This is a genomic window from Ruegeria sp. K3 (assembly GCF_056531845.1).
On the sequence record NZ_JBQFMM010000001.1, the window covers coordinates 672,597 to 688,070 of the forward strand.

General features: G+C 60.2%; 20 protein-coding genes. 17 read left to right on the forward strand and 3 right to left on the reverse strand.

Translation table 11 applies throughout. From position 1 onward, the window contains the following. Positions 1-58: 58 nt before the first annotated feature. The 3 genes from ACR0MP_RS03320 (at position 59) to mltG (ending at position 3,429) form a co-directional block, all read left to right on the forward strand. A complete protein-coding gene (locus ACR0MP_RS03320; RefSeq protein ID WP_170396463.1) occupies positions 59-802 on the forward strand; it encodes a 1-(5-phosphoribosyl)-5-[(5-phosphoribosylamino)methylideneamino]imidazole-4-carboxamide isomerase in 744 nt (247 codons plus the stop codon). 203 nt (positions 803-1,005) lie between these two features. Further along, positions 1,006-2,271 (forward strand): beta-ketoacyl-ACP synthase II, encoded by a 1,266-nt coding sequence (gene fabF / locus ACR0MP_RS03325; RefSeq protein WP_170403139.1) that lies wholly within the window; start codon positions 1,006-1,008, stop codon positions 2,269-2,271. Further along, positions 2,272-3,429: an endolytic transglycosylase MltG gene (gene mltG, locus ACR0MP_RS03330; protein ID WP_480885815.1), complete on the forward strand. Its 1,158-nt coding sequence runs from the start codon at positions 2,272-2,274 to the stop codon at positions 3,427-3,429. Positions 3,430-3,542: 113 nt separating this feature from the next. Here mltG and ACR0MP_RS03335 read toward each other — a convergent pair whose 3' ends face one another. Further along, a complete protein-coding gene (locus ACR0MP_RS03335; RefSeq protein WP_170403133.1) occupies positions 3,543-4,802 on the reverse strand; it encodes a DEAD/DEAH box helicase in 1,260 nt (419 codons plus the stop codon). Between the two features lie 325 nt (positions 4,803-5,127). On the opposite strand from ACR0MP_RS03335, the gene ACR0MP_RS03340 reads away from it, so the two are divergent. The 3 genes from ACR0MP_RS03340 to ACR0MP_RS03350 all read left to right on the forward strand — a co-directional run bounded on the left by ACR0MP_RS03340 (position 5,128) and on the right by ACR0MP_RS03350 (position 7,819). Beyond that, positions 5,128-6,015: a DMT family transporter gene (locus tag ACR0MP_RS03340; protein WP_170403131.1), complete on the forward strand. Its 888-nt coding sequence runs from the start codon at positions 5,128-5,130 to the stop codon at positions 6,013-6,015. 180 nt (positions 6,016-6,195) lie between these two features. Continuing rightward, positions 6,196-6,540 (forward strand): hypothetical protein, encoded by a 345-nt coding sequence (locus ACR0MP_RS03345; RefSeq protein WP_039536221.1) that lies wholly within the window; start codon positions 6,196-6,198, stop codon positions 6,538-6,540. Further along, entirely contained in the window at positions 6,449-7,819 is a 1,371-nt protein-coding gene (locus ACR0MP_RS03350) for a DNA-packaging protein (RefSeq protein WP_480885818.1), read from the forward strand. The genes ACR0MP_RS03345 and ACR0MP_RS03350 overlap by 92 nt, the downstream gene beginning before the upstream one ends. A 73-nt stretch (positions 7,820-7,892) precedes the next feature. Here the strand turns inward: ACR0MP_RS03350 and ACR0MP_RS03355 are convergent, their stop codons facing one another. Both ACR0MP_RS03355 and ACR0MP_RS03360 read right to left on the reverse strand, forming a co-directional pair. Further along, positions 7,893-8,147: a hypothetical protein gene (locus tag ACR0MP_RS03355; protein ID WP_170396475.1), complete on the reverse strand. Its 255-nt coding sequence runs from the start codon at positions 8,145-8,147 to the stop codon at positions 7,893-7,895. A 105-nt stretch (positions 8,148-8,252) separates the two neighbouring features. Beyond that, positions 8,253-8,894: a hypothetical protein gene (locus ACR0MP_RS03360; protein ID WP_170403128.1), complete on the reverse strand. Its 642-nt coding sequence runs from the start codon at positions 8,892-8,894 to the stop codon at positions 8,253-8,255. A 301-nt stretch (positions 8,895-9,195) separates the two neighbouring features. Between ACR0MP_RS03360 and ACR0MP_RS03365 the strand changes: the two genes are divergently transcribed. The 11 genes from ACR0MP_RS03365 (at position 9,196) to ACR0MP_RS03415 (ending at position 15,473) form a co-directional block, all read left to right on the forward strand. Further along, positions 9,196-10,356, forward strand: coding sequence for a phage portal protein (locus ACR0MP_RS03365; RefSeq protein ID WP_480885820.1), 1,161 nt, complete (start codon positions 9,196-9,198; stop codon positions 10,354-10,356). Further along, complete coding sequence (locus ACR0MP_RS03370; RefSeq protein WP_170403123.1) at positions 10,349-10,567, forward strand: GTA head formation protein, RCAP_rcc01685 family; 219 nt, start codon at positions 10,349-10,351, stop codon at positions 10,565-10,567. Before ACR0MP_RS03365 ends, ACR0MP_RS03370 begins: the two co-directional genes overlap by 8 nt. Before the next feature lie 26 nt (positions 10,568-10,593). Beyond that, positions 10,594-11,139, forward strand: a complete 546-nt coding sequence (locus tag ACR0MP_RS03375) for an HK97 family phage prohead protease (RefSeq protein WP_480885823.1) — start codon at positions 10,594-10,596, stop codon at positions 11,137-11,139. Between the two features lie 35 nt (positions 11,140-11,174). Next, entirely contained in the window at positions 11,175-12,353 is a 1,179-nt protein-coding gene (locus ACR0MP_RS03380) for a phage major capsid protein (protein ID WP_480885825.1), read from the forward strand. Between the two features lie 172 nt (positions 12,354-12,525). Next, the gene (locus ACR0MP_RS03385; protein ID WP_480885827.1) at positions 12,526-13,125 is read left to right on the forward strand and encodes a head-tail connector protein; all 600 of its coding nucleotides are present in this window, start codon (positions 12,526-12,528) and stop codon (positions 13,123-13,125) included. Beyond that, complete coding sequence (locus ACR0MP_RS03390; protein ID WP_170403111.1) at positions 13,122-13,460, forward strand: phage head closure protein; 339 nt, start codon at positions 13,122-13,124, stop codon at positions 13,458-13,460. Before ACR0MP_RS03385 ends, ACR0MP_RS03390 begins: the two co-directional genes overlap by 4 nt. Further along, positions 13,457-13,870, forward strand: coding sequence for a DUF3168 domain-containing protein (locus ACR0MP_RS03395; protein WP_170403108.1), 414 nt, complete (start codon positions 13,457-13,459; stop codon positions 13,868-13,870). Before ACR0MP_RS03390 ends, ACR0MP_RS03395 begins: the two co-directional genes overlap by 4 nt. Positions 13,871-13,890: 20 nt before the next feature. Then, the gene (locus ACR0MP_RS03400) at positions 13,891-14,304 is read left to right on the forward strand and encodes a phage major tail protein, TP901-1 family (protein WP_170374021.1); all 414 of its coding nucleotides are present in this window, start codon (positions 13,891-13,893) and stop codon (positions 14,302-14,304) included. Next, a complete protein-coding gene (locus ACR0MP_RS03405; protein ID WP_170512020.1) occupies positions 14,304-14,618 on the forward strand; it encodes a gene transfer agent family protein in 315 nt (104 codons plus the stop codon). Before ACR0MP_RS03400 ends, ACR0MP_RS03405 begins: the two co-directional genes overlap by 1 nt. Beyond that, positions 14,615-14,824: a rcc01693 family protein gene (locus tag ACR0MP_RS03410; RefSeq protein WP_480885830.1), complete on the forward strand. Its 210-nt coding sequence runs from the start codon at positions 14,615-14,617 to the stop codon at positions 14,822-14,824. Before ACR0MP_RS03405 ends, ACR0MP_RS03410 begins: the two co-directional genes overlap by 4 nt. Further along, positions 14,811-15,473: a phage tail tape measure protein gene (locus tag ACR0MP_RS03415; RefSeq protein ID WP_170403101.1), complete on the forward strand. Its 663-nt coding sequence runs from the start codon at positions 14,811-14,813 to the stop codon at positions 15,471-15,473. The genes ACR0MP_RS03410 and ACR0MP_RS03415 overlap by 14 nt, the downstream gene beginning before the upstream one ends. Position 15,474: the final 1 nt, after the last annotated feature.

Genomic DNA, 15,474 nt, shown 5'->3' on the forward strand with positions numbered 1-15,474 from the left:
AAACTGAGACTCTATGCTATCGTGGAATTACGGAATGATTCAGCGGAGGATATGAATCATGATGATTTACCCCACGATGGAGTTGCAGAACGGTCGGTGCGTTACGCTGGACAAGGGGCGTCTGGATGAAGCGATGATCTGGCATGTCGATCCGGTCGAGACCGCGCGCGGCTGGTCTGCGGCTGGAGCGGAATGGATGCAGCTTACGGATTTTGATGCGATCGAAGGCCGGGATACCAATTCCGAACTGATCGAAGAAATCATTCGCTCCTCTGAAATGTCAGTGCAGTTGGCAGGGGGGATGCGGACCCGCGAGCATGTTGAACATTGGATCAACAAAGGGGCTGGCCGAATCGTGATTGGCACACTTGCGGCCTGGGACCCGCAGTTGGTTAAGGAATTGGCCAAGCTTTATCCCGATCAGATCGTGTTGGCGGTCGATGTTTGGCAAGGGCAAGTGATGACCGAAGGTTGGCGCAGCCAAAGTGCGTTTACCCCGGAAGCCTTCATCGAAGCTTTCGCGGATACGCCGCTTGCAGCCATTCTGGTGACCGATATCGATAGCGATATGGAAGACGTCGAGGCGCAGCTGGGTCTGATTTCAGGATTGGCCGAAAAATCACGCACGCCGATCATAGCCAGCGGTGTCGTGCGTACCAGCGACGATATCTCTCGTCTCGCCTATATCTCGAATATTTCGGGTGCGATCGTAGGCCGGGCACTGTTCCGCAAGTCCGTCGATCTGTCCGAAGCATTGGAGGTCGCCCAATCGGCACACGAGCCAGTCGCCGAGTTCCAGTAAACTTCAGTACCAGACGACCCGCCTTTCCCGTTGAAGGAAGGGCGGGTTTTTGCCTTTCAGGCATCGTTCAACTCAATTGACAGAGGATTTGAACAGGTTACGGCACAAGGATGCCGGTTCAGAATATGCCGTTGCTCTTGCCCCCGCACCCCGGGCCGGGGTATGAGCGGTTCTCATAACAGGAAGCAGGCAAGAGGCACTTCATGCGCAGAGTCGTTGTAACCGGTCTTGGATTGGTCACTCCTTTGGCCAGTGGGGTCGAGGAAACATGGTCACGGCTGCTGGATGGAGAATCCGGCGCAGGACCAATCACGCAGTTTGATGCCGAGGCAAGCGGGGTCACCACGACCTATGCCTGCGAAGTGCCGCGCGGAGATGGCACCAACGGGACGTTTAATCCTGACGATTGGATGCCGCCGAAAGAACAGCGCAAGATTGAAGATTTCATCCTATATTCCATCGCTGCAGCCGAGATGGCTTGCAAGGATGCCAATTGGCTGCCCGAAGACGAAGAAGACCGCCTGCGCACGGGCGTTCTGATTGGGTCCGGTATCGGTGGGCTGGGATCAATTGCCAACACGGCCAACCTGATCCGCGACAAAGGTCCGCGCAGGGTTTCTCCGTTCTTTATCCCGGGCGCGCTGATCAATCTGGCCTCGGGGCAGGTTTCGATCCGTCATGGGTTCAAAGGGCCGAACCACTCGGTCGTGACTGCTTGCTCGACCGGTGCCCATGCGATCGGTGATGCCAGCCGCATCATCCGCGCCGGGGATGCAGACGTGATGATCGCAGGCGGCGGCGAGGGCTGTATTTGCGAAATCGGTATCGCCGGCTTCAACGCCTGCAAGGCGCTGTCGACCAAATACGCCGATGATCCGAAGAAAGCGAGCCGCCCCTATGACATCGACCGCGACGGTTTCGTCATGGGCGAAGGTGCAGGCATTGTAGTTCTTGAGGATTACGAACACGCCAAAGCGCGTGGCGCCAAGATTTATGCCGAGGTTCTGGGCTATGGGATGTCGGGTGACGCTTATCACATAACCGCGCCGTCCGAGGATGGCGACGGGGCCGAACGCTCGATGAAAGCAGCGCTGCGTAGTGCGGGGCTTGAGCCGAAGGATCTGGATTACATTAACGCGCATGGGACCTCGACCATGGCGGATACGATTGAGCTGGGCGCGGTAGAACGCCTGCTGGGGGATCACGCCAGCAACGCGACGATGACTTCGACCAAATCGGCCACTGGTCACCTGCTGGGCGCCGCTGGCGCGATTGAGGCGATTTTCTCAATCCTTGCGATCCGCGATCAGGTTGCGCCACCGACGATCAATCTGGACAATCCAGCAGTCGAAACTCCGATCGATTTGGCCCCGAATGCCAAGCGCGAGCGTGAGATCAACGTGGCCTTGTCAAATTCGTTCGGCTTCGGCGGCACCAATGCAAGTGTGATCTTCGGAAAGGTCAACTAAATGTGGCGAGCGCTCGCTTCGAACGCGTTGACAATACTGATCGTTGGGCTGTTCCTGATGGGCGGTGTCGTCCTGTGGGGGCAGTCGCAATACAAGTCCGAAGGACCGCTGGAAACCGCGATCTGCCTGCAGGTAAAGCCAGGCTCCAACATGACACGGGTCAGCCGTGACCTCGAGGATCAAGGTGCGATCAGCAGCGGGTTGATTTTCCGCTTAGCTGCTGATTACACAGACAAATCTCAGCATCTGAAAGCGGGTAGCTTTCTGGTTCGCGAAGGAGCGTCGATGGAGCAAATCGTCGACGACATAACTCATAGCGGCGCCAGCACTTGCGGGACCGAGATCGAATACCGCATTGGTGTGACCCGTATGCAGACCCGCGTGCGGGAACTGAACCCGGCGACTCTGGATTTTGATGAGGTGGCTTCCTTTGTGATCGGCGAAGAGGACGCCCCGGAAGTTTATGCAGAAAAACGCGGTGAGGCGGATACGCGTTATCGCATCTCGTTAGCTGAAGGCGTCACCAGTTGGCAGATTGTCGAGTCGCTGAAGGCGATGGATTTGCTAACCGGCGAAGTTGCCGAATTGCCAGCTGAAGGGATGTTGGCCCCTGACAGTTATGAGGTCAGACCCGGTGAAGATCGGAATGCAATTCTTGCTGAAATGCAGGAAAAACAGCAGCTTAGAATCAACGCAGCGTGGGAGGGGCGTCAGGATGGTTTACCTCTGAGCAGCCCCGAAGAGATGCTGATTTTGGCTTCGATCATCGAAAAAGAAACAGGTCAGCCGGAAGAGCGTGGCCAGGTAGCCAGCGTTTTCGTTAACCGTCTGAACCAAGGTATGAGGCTGCAGACAGACCCGACGGTGATCTATGGTGTAACCAAAGGGCAGGGTACTTTGGGTCGCGGTTTGCGGCAAAGCGAACTGCGCCGTGCGACGCCTTGGAACACCTATGTCATCGAAGGGCTGCCACCCACCCCGATTGCCAATCCGGGTCTTGCGAGCCTTGAGGCTGCGGTGGCACCTGACAACACGGATTTCATCTTCTTTGTTGCGGACGGAACCGGTGGTCATGCCTTTGCCGAGACCCTGCAAGAGCACAATCGCAACGTCGCAAAGTGGCGTGAGATCGAGGCTGAGCGGAATTCCGGGAACTGATTCAATCGTCCGTGTTGTACAGGTTTGAAACGGCACTTTGTCCGACTTGTACAACACGAAGCTCTGACCCCGATAAAGCAACGGCCCGGTCAATCGACCGGGCCGTTTCTTATTCAGGCCGCTTTCGCGCGACGCGGTCGGCGGCGTTTCTGACCGCCCGGTTTGGGCGCACCAGAGTGCTGAGGTTTCGGGCCGCGACGGCGGTTGCTTGGGCGGCGCGGGATTTTCTTTGGTGAGATTGCTTCAGGCATCTCACCGCTGGCGACCGGGATTTCGATCTTCATCAGCTTCTGAATCTGACGCAGCAGGTCGACCTCTTCCGCCGAGCAGAAGGCAATGGCTTCGCCCTCGCGGCCTGCACGAGCGGTGCGGCCGATGCGGTGGACATAGTTGTCCGGTACCTCGGGCAGGTCGTAGTTGATCACATAAGCTACGCCCGGAATATCGATGCCGCGCGCGGCGACGTCGGTAGCGACGAGGACGTTCACCTCACCCGCGCGGAAGGCCTTGATGGCGCGGTCGCGCTGGCCCTGGCTTTTGTTGCCGTGGATGGAAGCAGCGTTGAACCCATCCGCGACCAGCCCCTTCATCAGCTTTTCGGCCCCGTGTTTGGTGCGGGAGAAGACCAACGTCAGCGCGTCCATGTCAGCCGAGAGGATCTCGCGCAGTTTGGCGGGTTTTGCAGGCTTTTCAACAAAGTGGATCGACTGCGTGATCTTGTCGGCTGCTTTGCCGGGGGGCGAGACCTGCACCCGTTGCGGGTTGGTCAGGTAAGCGCGGCTGAGCTCTTCCATTTGCTTCGGCATGGTGGCTGAGAACAGCATGGTTTGGCGCGGCGTGCCCAGTTCCGGCGCGATCCGACGCAGGGCATGGATGAAGCCCATATCGAGCATCTGGTCAGCCTCGTCCAGCACAAGGTGCTTGACTGAACCCAGATTAACCGCACCGCGATCCATCAGGTCGATCAGGCGACCGGGGGTGGCGACAAGAATGTCGGTGCCGCGCGCCAGAAACATGATCTGCTTGTTGATCGACTGACCACCAACCACGGTCGCGACGCGGATCTTGGTTTTCTTGGTCAAGTTGCGAAGGCTGTCGGCGATCTGGTTGACCAACTCGCGGGTGGGCGCGAGGATCAGCGCTTTGGCGGTTTTGGGATCGGGCTTGCCGGGCTGGGCCAGCAGATGGTCGATCAGCGGCAGGCCAAAGGCCAATGTCTTACCTGTACCGGTCTGGGCGAGGCCAAGGATATCGTGACCATTCAGGGCCAGCGGGATCGCCTGGTTCTGGATCGGGGTCGGTTGAGTGAAGTTGGCGCGTTTGAGCGCATCATTTAGAGCGGGCGCAAGGCCCAGCATATCGAAGTCGAACAAATATCTATCCTTTACAGCCCGAGGCAAAGGTCCACGGGCAAGTCGTGATGGGCCGCATCCGCGACCGGCAGGGGTTGTGCGAAACCTCAGGACGTGCAGGCGTTCCCTGCAGCATCTGGTTGTCGCGTCAAGAACCCTGCGTGATGGGGAACTATGGGTGAATCGGGCGCTGTTGGGGGCGGTGTCGCCCACGTGCTCACGCGGTAGCGCTGTTTGAGGGGCACATGCGCCTTGCGGTCGCGATTGTCAAGCGCCGTGTCGGCCATAAGCTTGCGCGGGTTGCGCGTTTGCCAGATACGGTTCGGAAGGTTTTATGAGTCGGGTCATGACATTCAGAGCTTTACACGGAGCGGATTTGAGGACCGCCAGCGTCGCCCTTGTCATCGGCGGGATGATGTGGGGGCTGTACTGGATTCCGGTTCGCTACTTTGTCGACCAAGGACTGGATGGCCCATGGCCGGGTATTGTGATGTACACCTCGGCGTTGATCGTACTGACGCCTTTCCTGATGCGCGAACGGCAAGCGCTTTTGAAAGATTGGCGCGGGCTGATCTTCAGCGGGATGTTCACCGGTGCTGCGTTCAGCTTGTTTACCATCAGTCTGGTTTACACAGATGTCGTCCGGTCAATCCTGCTGTTCTATCTGACACCGGTCTGGGGAACGATCCTTGGAATGGTGTTTCTGGGTGAGCGTCTTGGCCCGGCGCGCGTGCTGGGCTTACTCTGCGGTCTGGGTGGCATGTTCATCGTGCTTGGCGGAGAACAGGGGTTTCCCTGGCCGCGCAATACTGGAGACTGGCTGGCCCTGATCTCGGGGATCACTTGGGCGATGGGATCGCTGGGGCTTTATCGGACGTCCGGTATCTCTGTTCCGGGGCAGGTTTTTGCCTTTATTTCAGGCGCTTTGGTTTTGTCTCTGCTGAGCCTTCCATTCGGCGGCGGTTTGGCGTCATCAGAGGCAGTCGGCGAGATGGTTATACGAATCGGCCCGGTCGCGTTGCTGTCGGTCCTGTACACCTTGCCGATGTTTTTTCTGACGATTTGGCCCGCAACCAAGCTGACCCCGGCACGCGTTGGTCTACTGCTGATGAGCGAAGTTGTGGTGGGCCTGATCTCGGCGGCGGTCTTCTCGGGCGAGCCGTTTGGGATGAGAGAAGCATTGGGTGCGGCTTTGATCGTAAGCGCTGCGTTTCTTGAGGTCATGCGGGGCTGATCGTTAACGGATCGGACGCCGGGTGTTGCGTCCGCGTTGCGTAACGCATTGACTTTGCGCGCTTTTCTTGGTATGAATTATGTCATGCTAGAAGAGGTGGGCAACGGCCCCGGGGCGACCCGGCGGTCGTTTTTCGTTTCTCTCGTGCGGAAAAACTCACGCATGAGGTCACAGGCAAACATGACTTTGATTACCCCGGAAGAGCGGATTTCTCAGACGGCTGATTTGTTGCAGTCGCTTGAGCGATCCATTCGCGATCTGCGCCAAGCAGCGGAAGAACTGCGAAAACAGATCGGTGCCGGGGAGGATGCAGACCTTGCCGGAACAGGCAAGCAACTGGGTCAGCTAGAGGGGCTGATCCGCAGTTGCCAGAAAGTGGAGACAAGCTTTGTCGAACAACATCACAGACAAGCCGGAATTGCCCAAGGGGGCTATGCGCTCGACCTTGATCGGGCACGATCTGAGATCGGGTGCAGGCTGGCTCGCCTCCGCGCCTGCTGCGGTGCAGGACAGATTTCTGAGTGAGATCGGGGAGGGGGGGCTGTGTGCCCTCCCTTTCCTGTTCGAGTTCTGGGCGCTGCCGCATCAGTTGCCGCCTGAGGGGGACTGGCGGTCATGGGTGATCATGGGCGGGCGTGGGGCCGGTAAGACGCGGGCGGGGGCCGAATGGGTGCGGTCGGTGGTCGAGGGGTCTTTGCCGTTGGAGAAGGGTGAGGCCAGTCGCGTGGCTCTGGTCGGTGAGACCTTCGATCAGGTGCGCGATGTGATGATCTTTGGTGATAGTGGGATCTTGCAGTGTTCACCGCCGGATCGGCGGCCTGTTTGGAAGGCGTCCGAACGCAAGCTGGTTTGGCCTAACGGGGCCGAGGCGCAGGCGTTTTCGGCACATGATCCCGAGGGGTTGCGCGGGCCGCAATTCGATGCGGCCTGGGTGGATGAGCTGGCCAAGTGGAAGAAGGCTGGAGAGACCTGGGATATGTTGCAATTTGCACTGCGTTTGGGGGATCGGCCTCGGGTCTGTGTGACGACGACGCCGCGCAATGTGAAGGTTTTGAAGAATTTGCTGGCGTCGCCGTCGACCGTGCAGACCCATGCGCCGACCGAGGCGAACCGGGCCAATCTGGCAGAGTCCTTCTTGGACGAGGTGCGCGCGCGTTATGCAGGTACGCGGCTGGGGCGGCAGGAGTTGGACGGTGTGTTGCTGTCGGATGCCGAAGGGGCGCTGTGGACCGGCTCGATGCTGGAGGCGGCGCGCTGTGCGCAGGTGCCCGCATTGGACCGGGTTGTCGTGGCGCTGGACCCGGCGGTGACGACGGGGTCGGATGCGGATGCCTGCGGGATCGTGGTCGTTGGTGCTCAGCTACAGGGGCCGCCCGAGGACTGGCGGGCCTATGTACTGGCTGACCGGACGGTGCAGGGCGTTGGCCCGGCGGGCTGGGCGCAGGCGGCGATTGACGCGATGGATGAGTTCGGGGCCGAACGGCTGGTGGCCGAGGTCAATCAGGGCGGGCAACTGGTGGAAGAGGTCGTGCGGCAGGTGGACCCTCTGGTGCCTTATCGCGCGGTGCGGGCGTCACGCGGCAAGGTCGCGCGGGCCGAGCCTGTAGCGGCGCTGTACGATCAGGGGCGTGTGGCCCATGTGGCCGGGTTGGACTCGCTGGAGGAGCAGATGTGCCAGATGACCGCGCGCGGGTTCGAAGGGCAGGGCTCACCCGACCGGGTCGACGCGCTGGTCTGGGCGCTCCATGAGTTAGTTGTGGGGCCTGCGGGGGCGTTTAGAAGGCCGAGGGTGCGGAGTTTGTGAGCACTCTGAGGGGTGCTCTACAAACAATCATATTTCTCCTAAAGGGCTGATCTTTAGCTGGGCGCATTCAGGTTCAGGGCGTTGGGTATTCTTGATTCCAACTGTCCTCGTATTCGCCGAGCAACCGGGACAACGTCAGCAGCGAAGAAAACAGCCTTGCGTGGACATCCGGCGACATCATTGTTTTGTAGTCATCAAGCAGCTGCACAAGAACGACTACGTTGGAGGCAAACACCTCGTAGACGTGTTTGTCGGCAGCAGTAGGTTCCTTGGTCCAGTTATTGTTCGTATCGGAGTGTCCGGACGGTGCAGGTTCGTTTTCAGTCATCGGGTGGCCTCTTCAATTTGAAGCACACGTGGGGGCATGTGAAACGCAGACAATTGCCGTGGCATGAAATCACAAGAACTTGGCGGTGATTGCAAAGGATTTAAGTTAAGTGTCCAGCAAGCCGCTAAGCCTTACAATTGGCCATGATGGATTCAGGGACAGGATTGGCCTGATCGGGTCGACGCGCCGGTCAGGGCGCTGCATGAGTTGGTGGTGGGGCCAGCAGGGGCGCATCGGCGTCCTCGGGTAAGGGCTTTGTAAGAGATAATGCTTCTTCTGCGTTCTGTTACTGTTAGTCCCGACTTGCATATCTTTGTCGGCAGCGTTTACCTGCCTCGGAATTGGGCTGAATGCGAGTAAAGTCAAATGAGTAGCAATAGGATTCTGGGCTATCTTCTGACGTGCATCGCCGTATTTCCCGTCTTGGCATCGGCGCAACTTCTGGGCAGCCCTTACGGGAAATTCACATTCGTTTTGCGGGTTGAGGACAGCGGTGATCAGGCTGGTATTCACTCCATCGCCACTGCGGTTCAGATTTTGGACAATCAAGAAAAAGTAGGATCTGAGCCTAACGCCCAGGATGCTGAACTTAGCTTTTTCTTTGCTTCCGGACGCGGTTTTATTGAGAATGATTGAGTTTCTATCAAAGCCCTCGAGCAGTTTCCTAGAGAATTGGTTGATGCAGTAGTTAATCTGCCTACCAATACTGACGTTTGTTATGTTCAAGGCTTCAAACTGTTGGTGCAAGACGGCTCTCGTACACAAAATTTGGTCGTTTCAGTTCATGATAGTACTGACGCCGAAATGGAGGATGCTTATCGGTGTTTTGCCGCGGGTGTTTGGTACTTCAAGTTTGGAAACATCGGCGGGTTTGAGGCGAGCCGTTGGAGGGAAATGCTGGCTAAAGTAATTGGCTCTAGTAGACGAGATTAATGATCATTTCTGTCCGTTGCCCACCCCCCGTACGCATCATTCCCGGGGCTTAAACTTCTTTCCGTCATAACTCCTTTCAACAAGCCGAGCAGAGCGGCGGCAGAAAGGAGCACAGATGGTATTCGATTTCTTGCGTCGTGGATCGGCTGGCGAGGCGCCCGAGGTGAAGGCGAGCGCGCCGGGGCCGGTTGTGGCGTGGCAGACGGGTGGGCGCGTGGCGTGGAGCCCTCGGGATGCGGTGTCGCTGACGCGGACGGGGTTTTCGGGGAATCCGGTGGGGTTTCGCTCGGTCAAGTTGATTGCCGAGGCGGCGGCGGCGTTGCCTTTGGTGTTGCAGGATCTAGCGCAACGGTTTGATGTTCATCCGATCCTGTCGCTGATGCGTCGTCCGAATGCGGCGCAGGGGCGGGCGGAGTTGATGGAGGCCTTGTTTGGGCAATTGCTGCTGTCGGGCAATGCTTATGTCGAGGCCGTGCAGGCCGATGAGGGCCTGCCGGTTGAACTGCATGTGCTGCGATCCGACCGTATGAGCGTGGTGCCGGGGGCGGATGGGTGGCCAAAGGCGTATGATTACGCAGTGGGCGGTAAGACGCATCGGTTTGCGGCGGAAAATATCTGTCATATCAAGTCGTTCCACCCGCAGGATGATCACTATGGGTTCTCGCCGATGCAGGCGGCGGCGATGGCGATTGATGTGCATAACAGCGCGTCCCGGTGGTCGAAATCGTTGTTGGATAATGCGGCGCGGCCTTCGGGGGCGCTGGTGTGGAAAGGCGATGGCCACGGAGTAATGGCCGAGGATCAGTTCCGCCGCCTGTCCGATGAGATCGAGCAGAATTATCGCGGGGCGCGGAATGCGGGCCGTCCGATGGTTCTGGAAGGGGGGCTGGATTGGAAGCCGATGGGGTTCTCACCGTCCGATATGGAGTTTCAAAAGACCAAGGAAGCCGCCGCCCGCGAGATCGCGTTGGCCTTTGGGGTCCCGCCAATGTTGTTGGGGATACAAGGCGATGCGACCTATTCGAACTATCAGGAGGCCAACCGGGCGTTTTATCGCCTGACCGTGCTGCCCCTGGTGACGCGGGTGGCGGCGGCGGTTTCGGAATGGCTGGTGGGCTTTACCGGCGAAGAGCTGGTGCTGAAACCCGATCTGGATCAGGTGCCTGCGTTGTCGGCGGAACGCGATGCGCAATGGGCGCGGGTCAATGGGGCCGATTTCCTGACGGATGCTGAAAAGCGGGCGTTGCTGGGGCTACCTGAGCGTGCGGATGTCTGAGGGGTATCCTCCGTTCGACTGCGCGCCGGGTCTGCGCCTGGCGGCGCATGAGCGGGTATCCGAGATCCAGCATGCGCACCTGTGCAGGCGTCTGGATCAGATCGAAGAGATGATGGAGCGGCTGGAGAAGCGGTTGTGGCTGACGGTCTATGGCGTGGCCGCCGTGATCCTTGCGCAAGCCTTTCAGTCTATCTTAGTGGTAACGCCATAAGTTCAGTATGTTACATGGAGAAGTTCATGGAGTTGGAGCATAAATTCGCGCGTTTTGGCGATGGTTTGTCGGTGTCCGACGATGCGGTGATCGAGGGTTATGCCAGCCTGTTTGGGCAGGTTGATCAGGGCAGTGATGTGGTGCAGCGCGGGGCGTATCGCGGCTCGCTGGACGGGCTCGCTAAGGCCGGTCAGCGGGTCAAGATGCTGTGGCAGCACGATCCGGCACAGCCCATCGGCGTCTGGGACGAGGTGCGCGAGGACGACACTGGCCTGTGGGTCAAAGGGCGCTTGCTGGAGAGCACGCAGAAGGGCCGCGAGGCGGCGGAGTTGATCCGGGCGGGCGCGATCGATGGCCTGTCGATTGGTTATCGCACCAAGCGGGCTGTTAAAAATGACAAGGGCCAGCGGGTCCTGACCGAACTGGAGCTGTGGGAGGTGTCTTTGGTGACCTTCCCGATGCTGCCCAGTGCGCGGGTGGCGGCGAAGGGGACGGACCCTGAGGCCGAGAACACCTGGCGCAGTATTGCCGAGGTGTTCAACGACGCTCGGCAGGAGCTGGCGCGGACCTAGCGCGCCTCAAATCCACCCCGAAAAAGGAAGTGCTGATGAGCAAGACCGAGACTCCGGCCTTGACCGGAGAGGGTGAACCCCTGGTTCAGGAGGTGAAGCAGGCGATGGCTGGCTTCGTGAATGAATTCAAGGGCCTGAAGGCTGAAGTTAAAACCAAACTGCAACAGACAGAAGAGCGACTGACCATGCTGGATCGTAAATCAACCATCGCGGCGCGCCCGCATCTTGCGGCCTCGATCGAGGACGGCGCACCGCATCAGAAGGCCTTTGTCGCCTATGTGCGTTCGGGCGAGGATGACGGGCTGCGCGGGCTGGAGATGGAATCGAAATCTTTGTCGACGGCGGTGAACAGTGATGGCGGATTTCTGGTTGATCCGCAGACCGCTGAGGCGATCAAATCGGTACTGAATTCGACCGCTTCGATCCGTTCGATTGTGTCAGTGATAAATGTCGAGGCGAACTCATTTGACGTTCTGATTGACCACACGGATGTGGGTGCGGGCTGGGCTGATGAAAACTCCGCCACAGCGGAAACTGGTACGCCGTCGATTGACCGTATCTCGATCCCGCTGCACGAGCTGAGCGCGCTGCCCAAAGCGTCGCAGCGTCTGTTGGATGACAGTGCGTTTGACGTCGAAGGCTGGCTGGCCGGTCGCATCGCCGACAAGTTTGCACGGGCCGAGGCGGCGGCGTTCATCAATGGTGATGGTGTGGACAAGCCAAAGGGTATCCTGACCCATCGTACGATGGAAAACGGCAGCTGGGGCTGGGATAGCCTGGGTTATGTCGCGTCGGGCATTGATGGTGGCGTCGATGCGGATGCGATTGTGGACGTGGTCTATGCGCTGGGCGCGCAGTACCGGGTGAACGGCACTTTCGTGATGAACTCGAAAACCGCGGGTCTGATCCGCAAGCTGAAGGACAGCGATGGCCGCTTCCTTTGGTCGGATGGCCTAGCCGCTGGTGAGCCTGCGCGTCTGATGGGCTATCCGGTGCTGATTGCCGAGGACATGCCGGATGCGGCGACCGACAGCTATTCGATTGCCTTCGGTGACTTCCAGTCGGGCTACACCATAGCCGAACGTCCCGATCTGCGCGTGCTGCGCGATCCGTTCAGCGCCAAGCCGCATGTCCTGTTCTACGCGACCAAGCGCGTGGGCGGTGATGTGAGCGATTTTGCTGCAATCAAACTGCTGAAATTCGGCATCGCCTAAGCGGTGGCGGATCCGGGGGGCTGCAAGGCCCCTCGGGCGGCGGGCGCGGGCCGGGGTGAGATCCCCCGCGTTGTCTAGCTGCTCCCCTCCGTCCGAGCAACGTGGGGCGGCGCGTGCCCGTCATTTTCCAAGGATACGGCCCCGGAGGGGTCCGAGATTGCGGAGTGAATGGATGATGTTGATCGAAGAAACCGCCATCGCGGATGCGGCGCTGCCGGTGGATCAGTTCAAGGCGCATCTGCGGTTGGGCACGGGGTTTGCCGAGGGCAATGTGCAGGACGAGGTGTTGAATGGCTTTCTGCGTGCGGCCATTGCGGCGATTGAGGCGCGCACCGGTAAGGTGCTGATCGAACGGGATTTCTCGTGGAGCCTGAACGGTTGGCGCGATCCAGCAGGTGAAGTGCTGCCGGTGGCCCCGGTGGTCTCGGTTACTGCGATCACGCTGACGGATGCGGCGGGGACCGACACGGTTGTGGATGCCGAAGCTTACCGTTTGGAGCGCGACATGCAGCGCCCTCGGTTGCGTCCGGTTGGCGCTTGTTTGCCAAGGGTGCAGACCGGCGGCTCGGTGAAGATTGCCTTCACTGTCGGGATGGCCACGGATTGGGGCGGGCTGCCCGCTGATCTGGGGCAGGCGGTGCTGCTGCTGGCGGCGCATTACTACGAATATCGCGATGAGACGGCGCTGGGCGCAGGGTGCATGCCGTTTGGCGTGACCAGCCTGATCCAGCGCTATCGCACGGTGCGTTTCGGCGCAGGGGTGACGCAATGAGCGCGCCGCGACTGAACCGCAAGCTGGTGCTGGAGGCTCCGGTGCGCAGCGCCGATGGTGCGGGGGGATATACCGAGACCTGGGCCGCGCTGGGTGCGCTTTGGGCCGAGGTGACGGCGCGCAGCGGGGCGGAACGCGCGATCGGTGGCGCGTCGGTGTCGCGGGTCGGGTATCGGATCGTGGTCCGAGGCGCGCCCGAGGGATCATCAATGCGGCCCGCGCCAGATCAGCGCTTTCGCGAAGGCGCGCGCCGGTTCGTCATCCGCGCCGTGGCCGAGCGTGACCCGCGCGGCCAGTACCTGACCTGTTTCGCAGATGAAGAGGTGGCGGCATGAGCTATGGCGTTGCAGCCGCTTTGCAGGCGGCGGTGTTTCAACAGCTTTCGGGCGACGCGCAGGTCAGCACGCTGTCGGGCGGTGCGATCTATGACGCCGTGCCTTCGGGGGTGTTGCCGCAGACCTATGTGACCTTGGGGCCGGAGGAGGTGCGCGAGGCGTCGGACCGATCCGGTTCGGGTGCGGTGCATCGGTTCATGGTCTCGGTGGTGTCCGAAGCGGCGGGCTTTGGCGCGGCCAAGACGCTGGCAGGCGCGGTGTGTGACGTGCTGGAAGGCGCGGCGCTGTCTTTGGACCGGGGCCATCTGGTGGGGCTGTGGTTCGAACGCGCCAGTGCCCGGCGTACGGGAACCGGCGGCGCGATCCGCCAGATCGACCTGAGATTCCGCGCCCGCGTGGAAGACGACTAAGCAAATAACGGAGAGAGCATATGGCTGCCCAGAACGGAAAAGACCTGTTGGTCAAAGTGGATATGAACGGCACCGGCCTGTTTGAAACCATCGCGGGCCTGCGCGCCACGCGGATCAGTTTCAATGCGGAAAGCGTGGATGTCACCAGCCTGGAAAGCCAGGGCGGGTGGCGTGAGCTGCTGTCGGGGGCGGGGGTCAAATCGGCCTCGATCTCGGGCTCGGGCGTGTTCAAGGATGAAGGTACTGATGAGCGGGCGCGTCAGCTGTTCTTTGATGGCGAGACGCCTGGGTTTCAGGTGATCATCCCTGATTTTGGCATAGTCGAAGGCCCGTTTCAGGTCAGCAGCATCGAATATGCGGGCTCGCATAACGGTGAGGCGACCTATGAGATGAGCATGGCAAGCGCCGGTGCGCTGAGCTTTACGGCGCTCTGATGGCCAATCCGTGGACGGGCGAGGTGGCGCTGACAATCGATGGGGAGCAGCGGGTGCTCAAGCTGACATTGGGTGCTTTGGCGGAATTGGAACAAGAGCTGCAGGCCGGGTCTCTGGTCGAGCTGGTGCAGCGGTTCGAGGGTGGCGCGTATTCCAGCGGCGATGTGCTGGCGTTGCTTGTTGCCGGGCTGCGCGGCGGCGGGTCTCAGGTGACCCGCGATGATCTGCTGCATGCCGAGATTGCGGGCGGGCCGATGGCGGGGGCCAAGGCGGCAGCCGAGTTGCTGGCGCGGGCCTTCATGGTGCCCGAGTGAGCGGGTTCGACTGGGCCGTACTGATGCGGGCCGGGTTCCTCGGCCTTCGCCTGACGCCGGATCAGTTCTGGCGTCTGACCCCGGCTGAGCTGCGGCTGATGCTGGGGCAGGGCGCTGGGATGCCCGCGATGAACCGGGCAGGGCTGGATGCGCTGCTGGCGGCCTATCCGGACAAGACACAAGGAGAGCGTATTGACGGATCGTGATGGTTTTGACGACCTGCAGGAGCGGGGAGAGGCGCTGGGTGATGCGCTGGGCGATGCGGCGACCATGGCCTCGGCATTTGATGGCCAGATGCGGCGGATCAAGGCCGCGTTTGAAGAGACCGGCAAGGATGTGGCCACGCTCGAGCGTGGCATGTCCGGCGGGTTGCGCAAGGCGTTTGATGGCGTGGTGCTGGACGGAATGAACCTTTCAGGCGCGCTGGATGTGCTGAAGAACTCGATGATCCGCACGGCGTATTCGGCGGCGATCAAACCTGTGACGGATCATTTTGGCGGCATGCTGGCCAACGGGGTTGGTGGGTTGGTTCAGGGGATTCTGCCCTTCGCGGACGGAGGCAGTTTTTCTCAGGGCCGTGTGATGCCGTTTGCCAATGGTGGGGTCGTTAGCAGTCCAACCATGTTCCCGATGCGAGGCGGCACCGGGTTGATGGGTGAGGCGGGTCCCGAGGCGATCATGCCACTGGCGCGCGGGGCCGATGGCAAGCTGGGTGTGCGGTCACAGGGCGGCGCGCGAGCGGTCAACGTGGTGATGAATATCTCAACACCGGATGTGCAGGGGTTCCGCCGCTCTCAAGGCCAGATCGCGGCGCAGATGAGCCGCGCATTGGGCCGCGGCAATCGCAACAGATAAG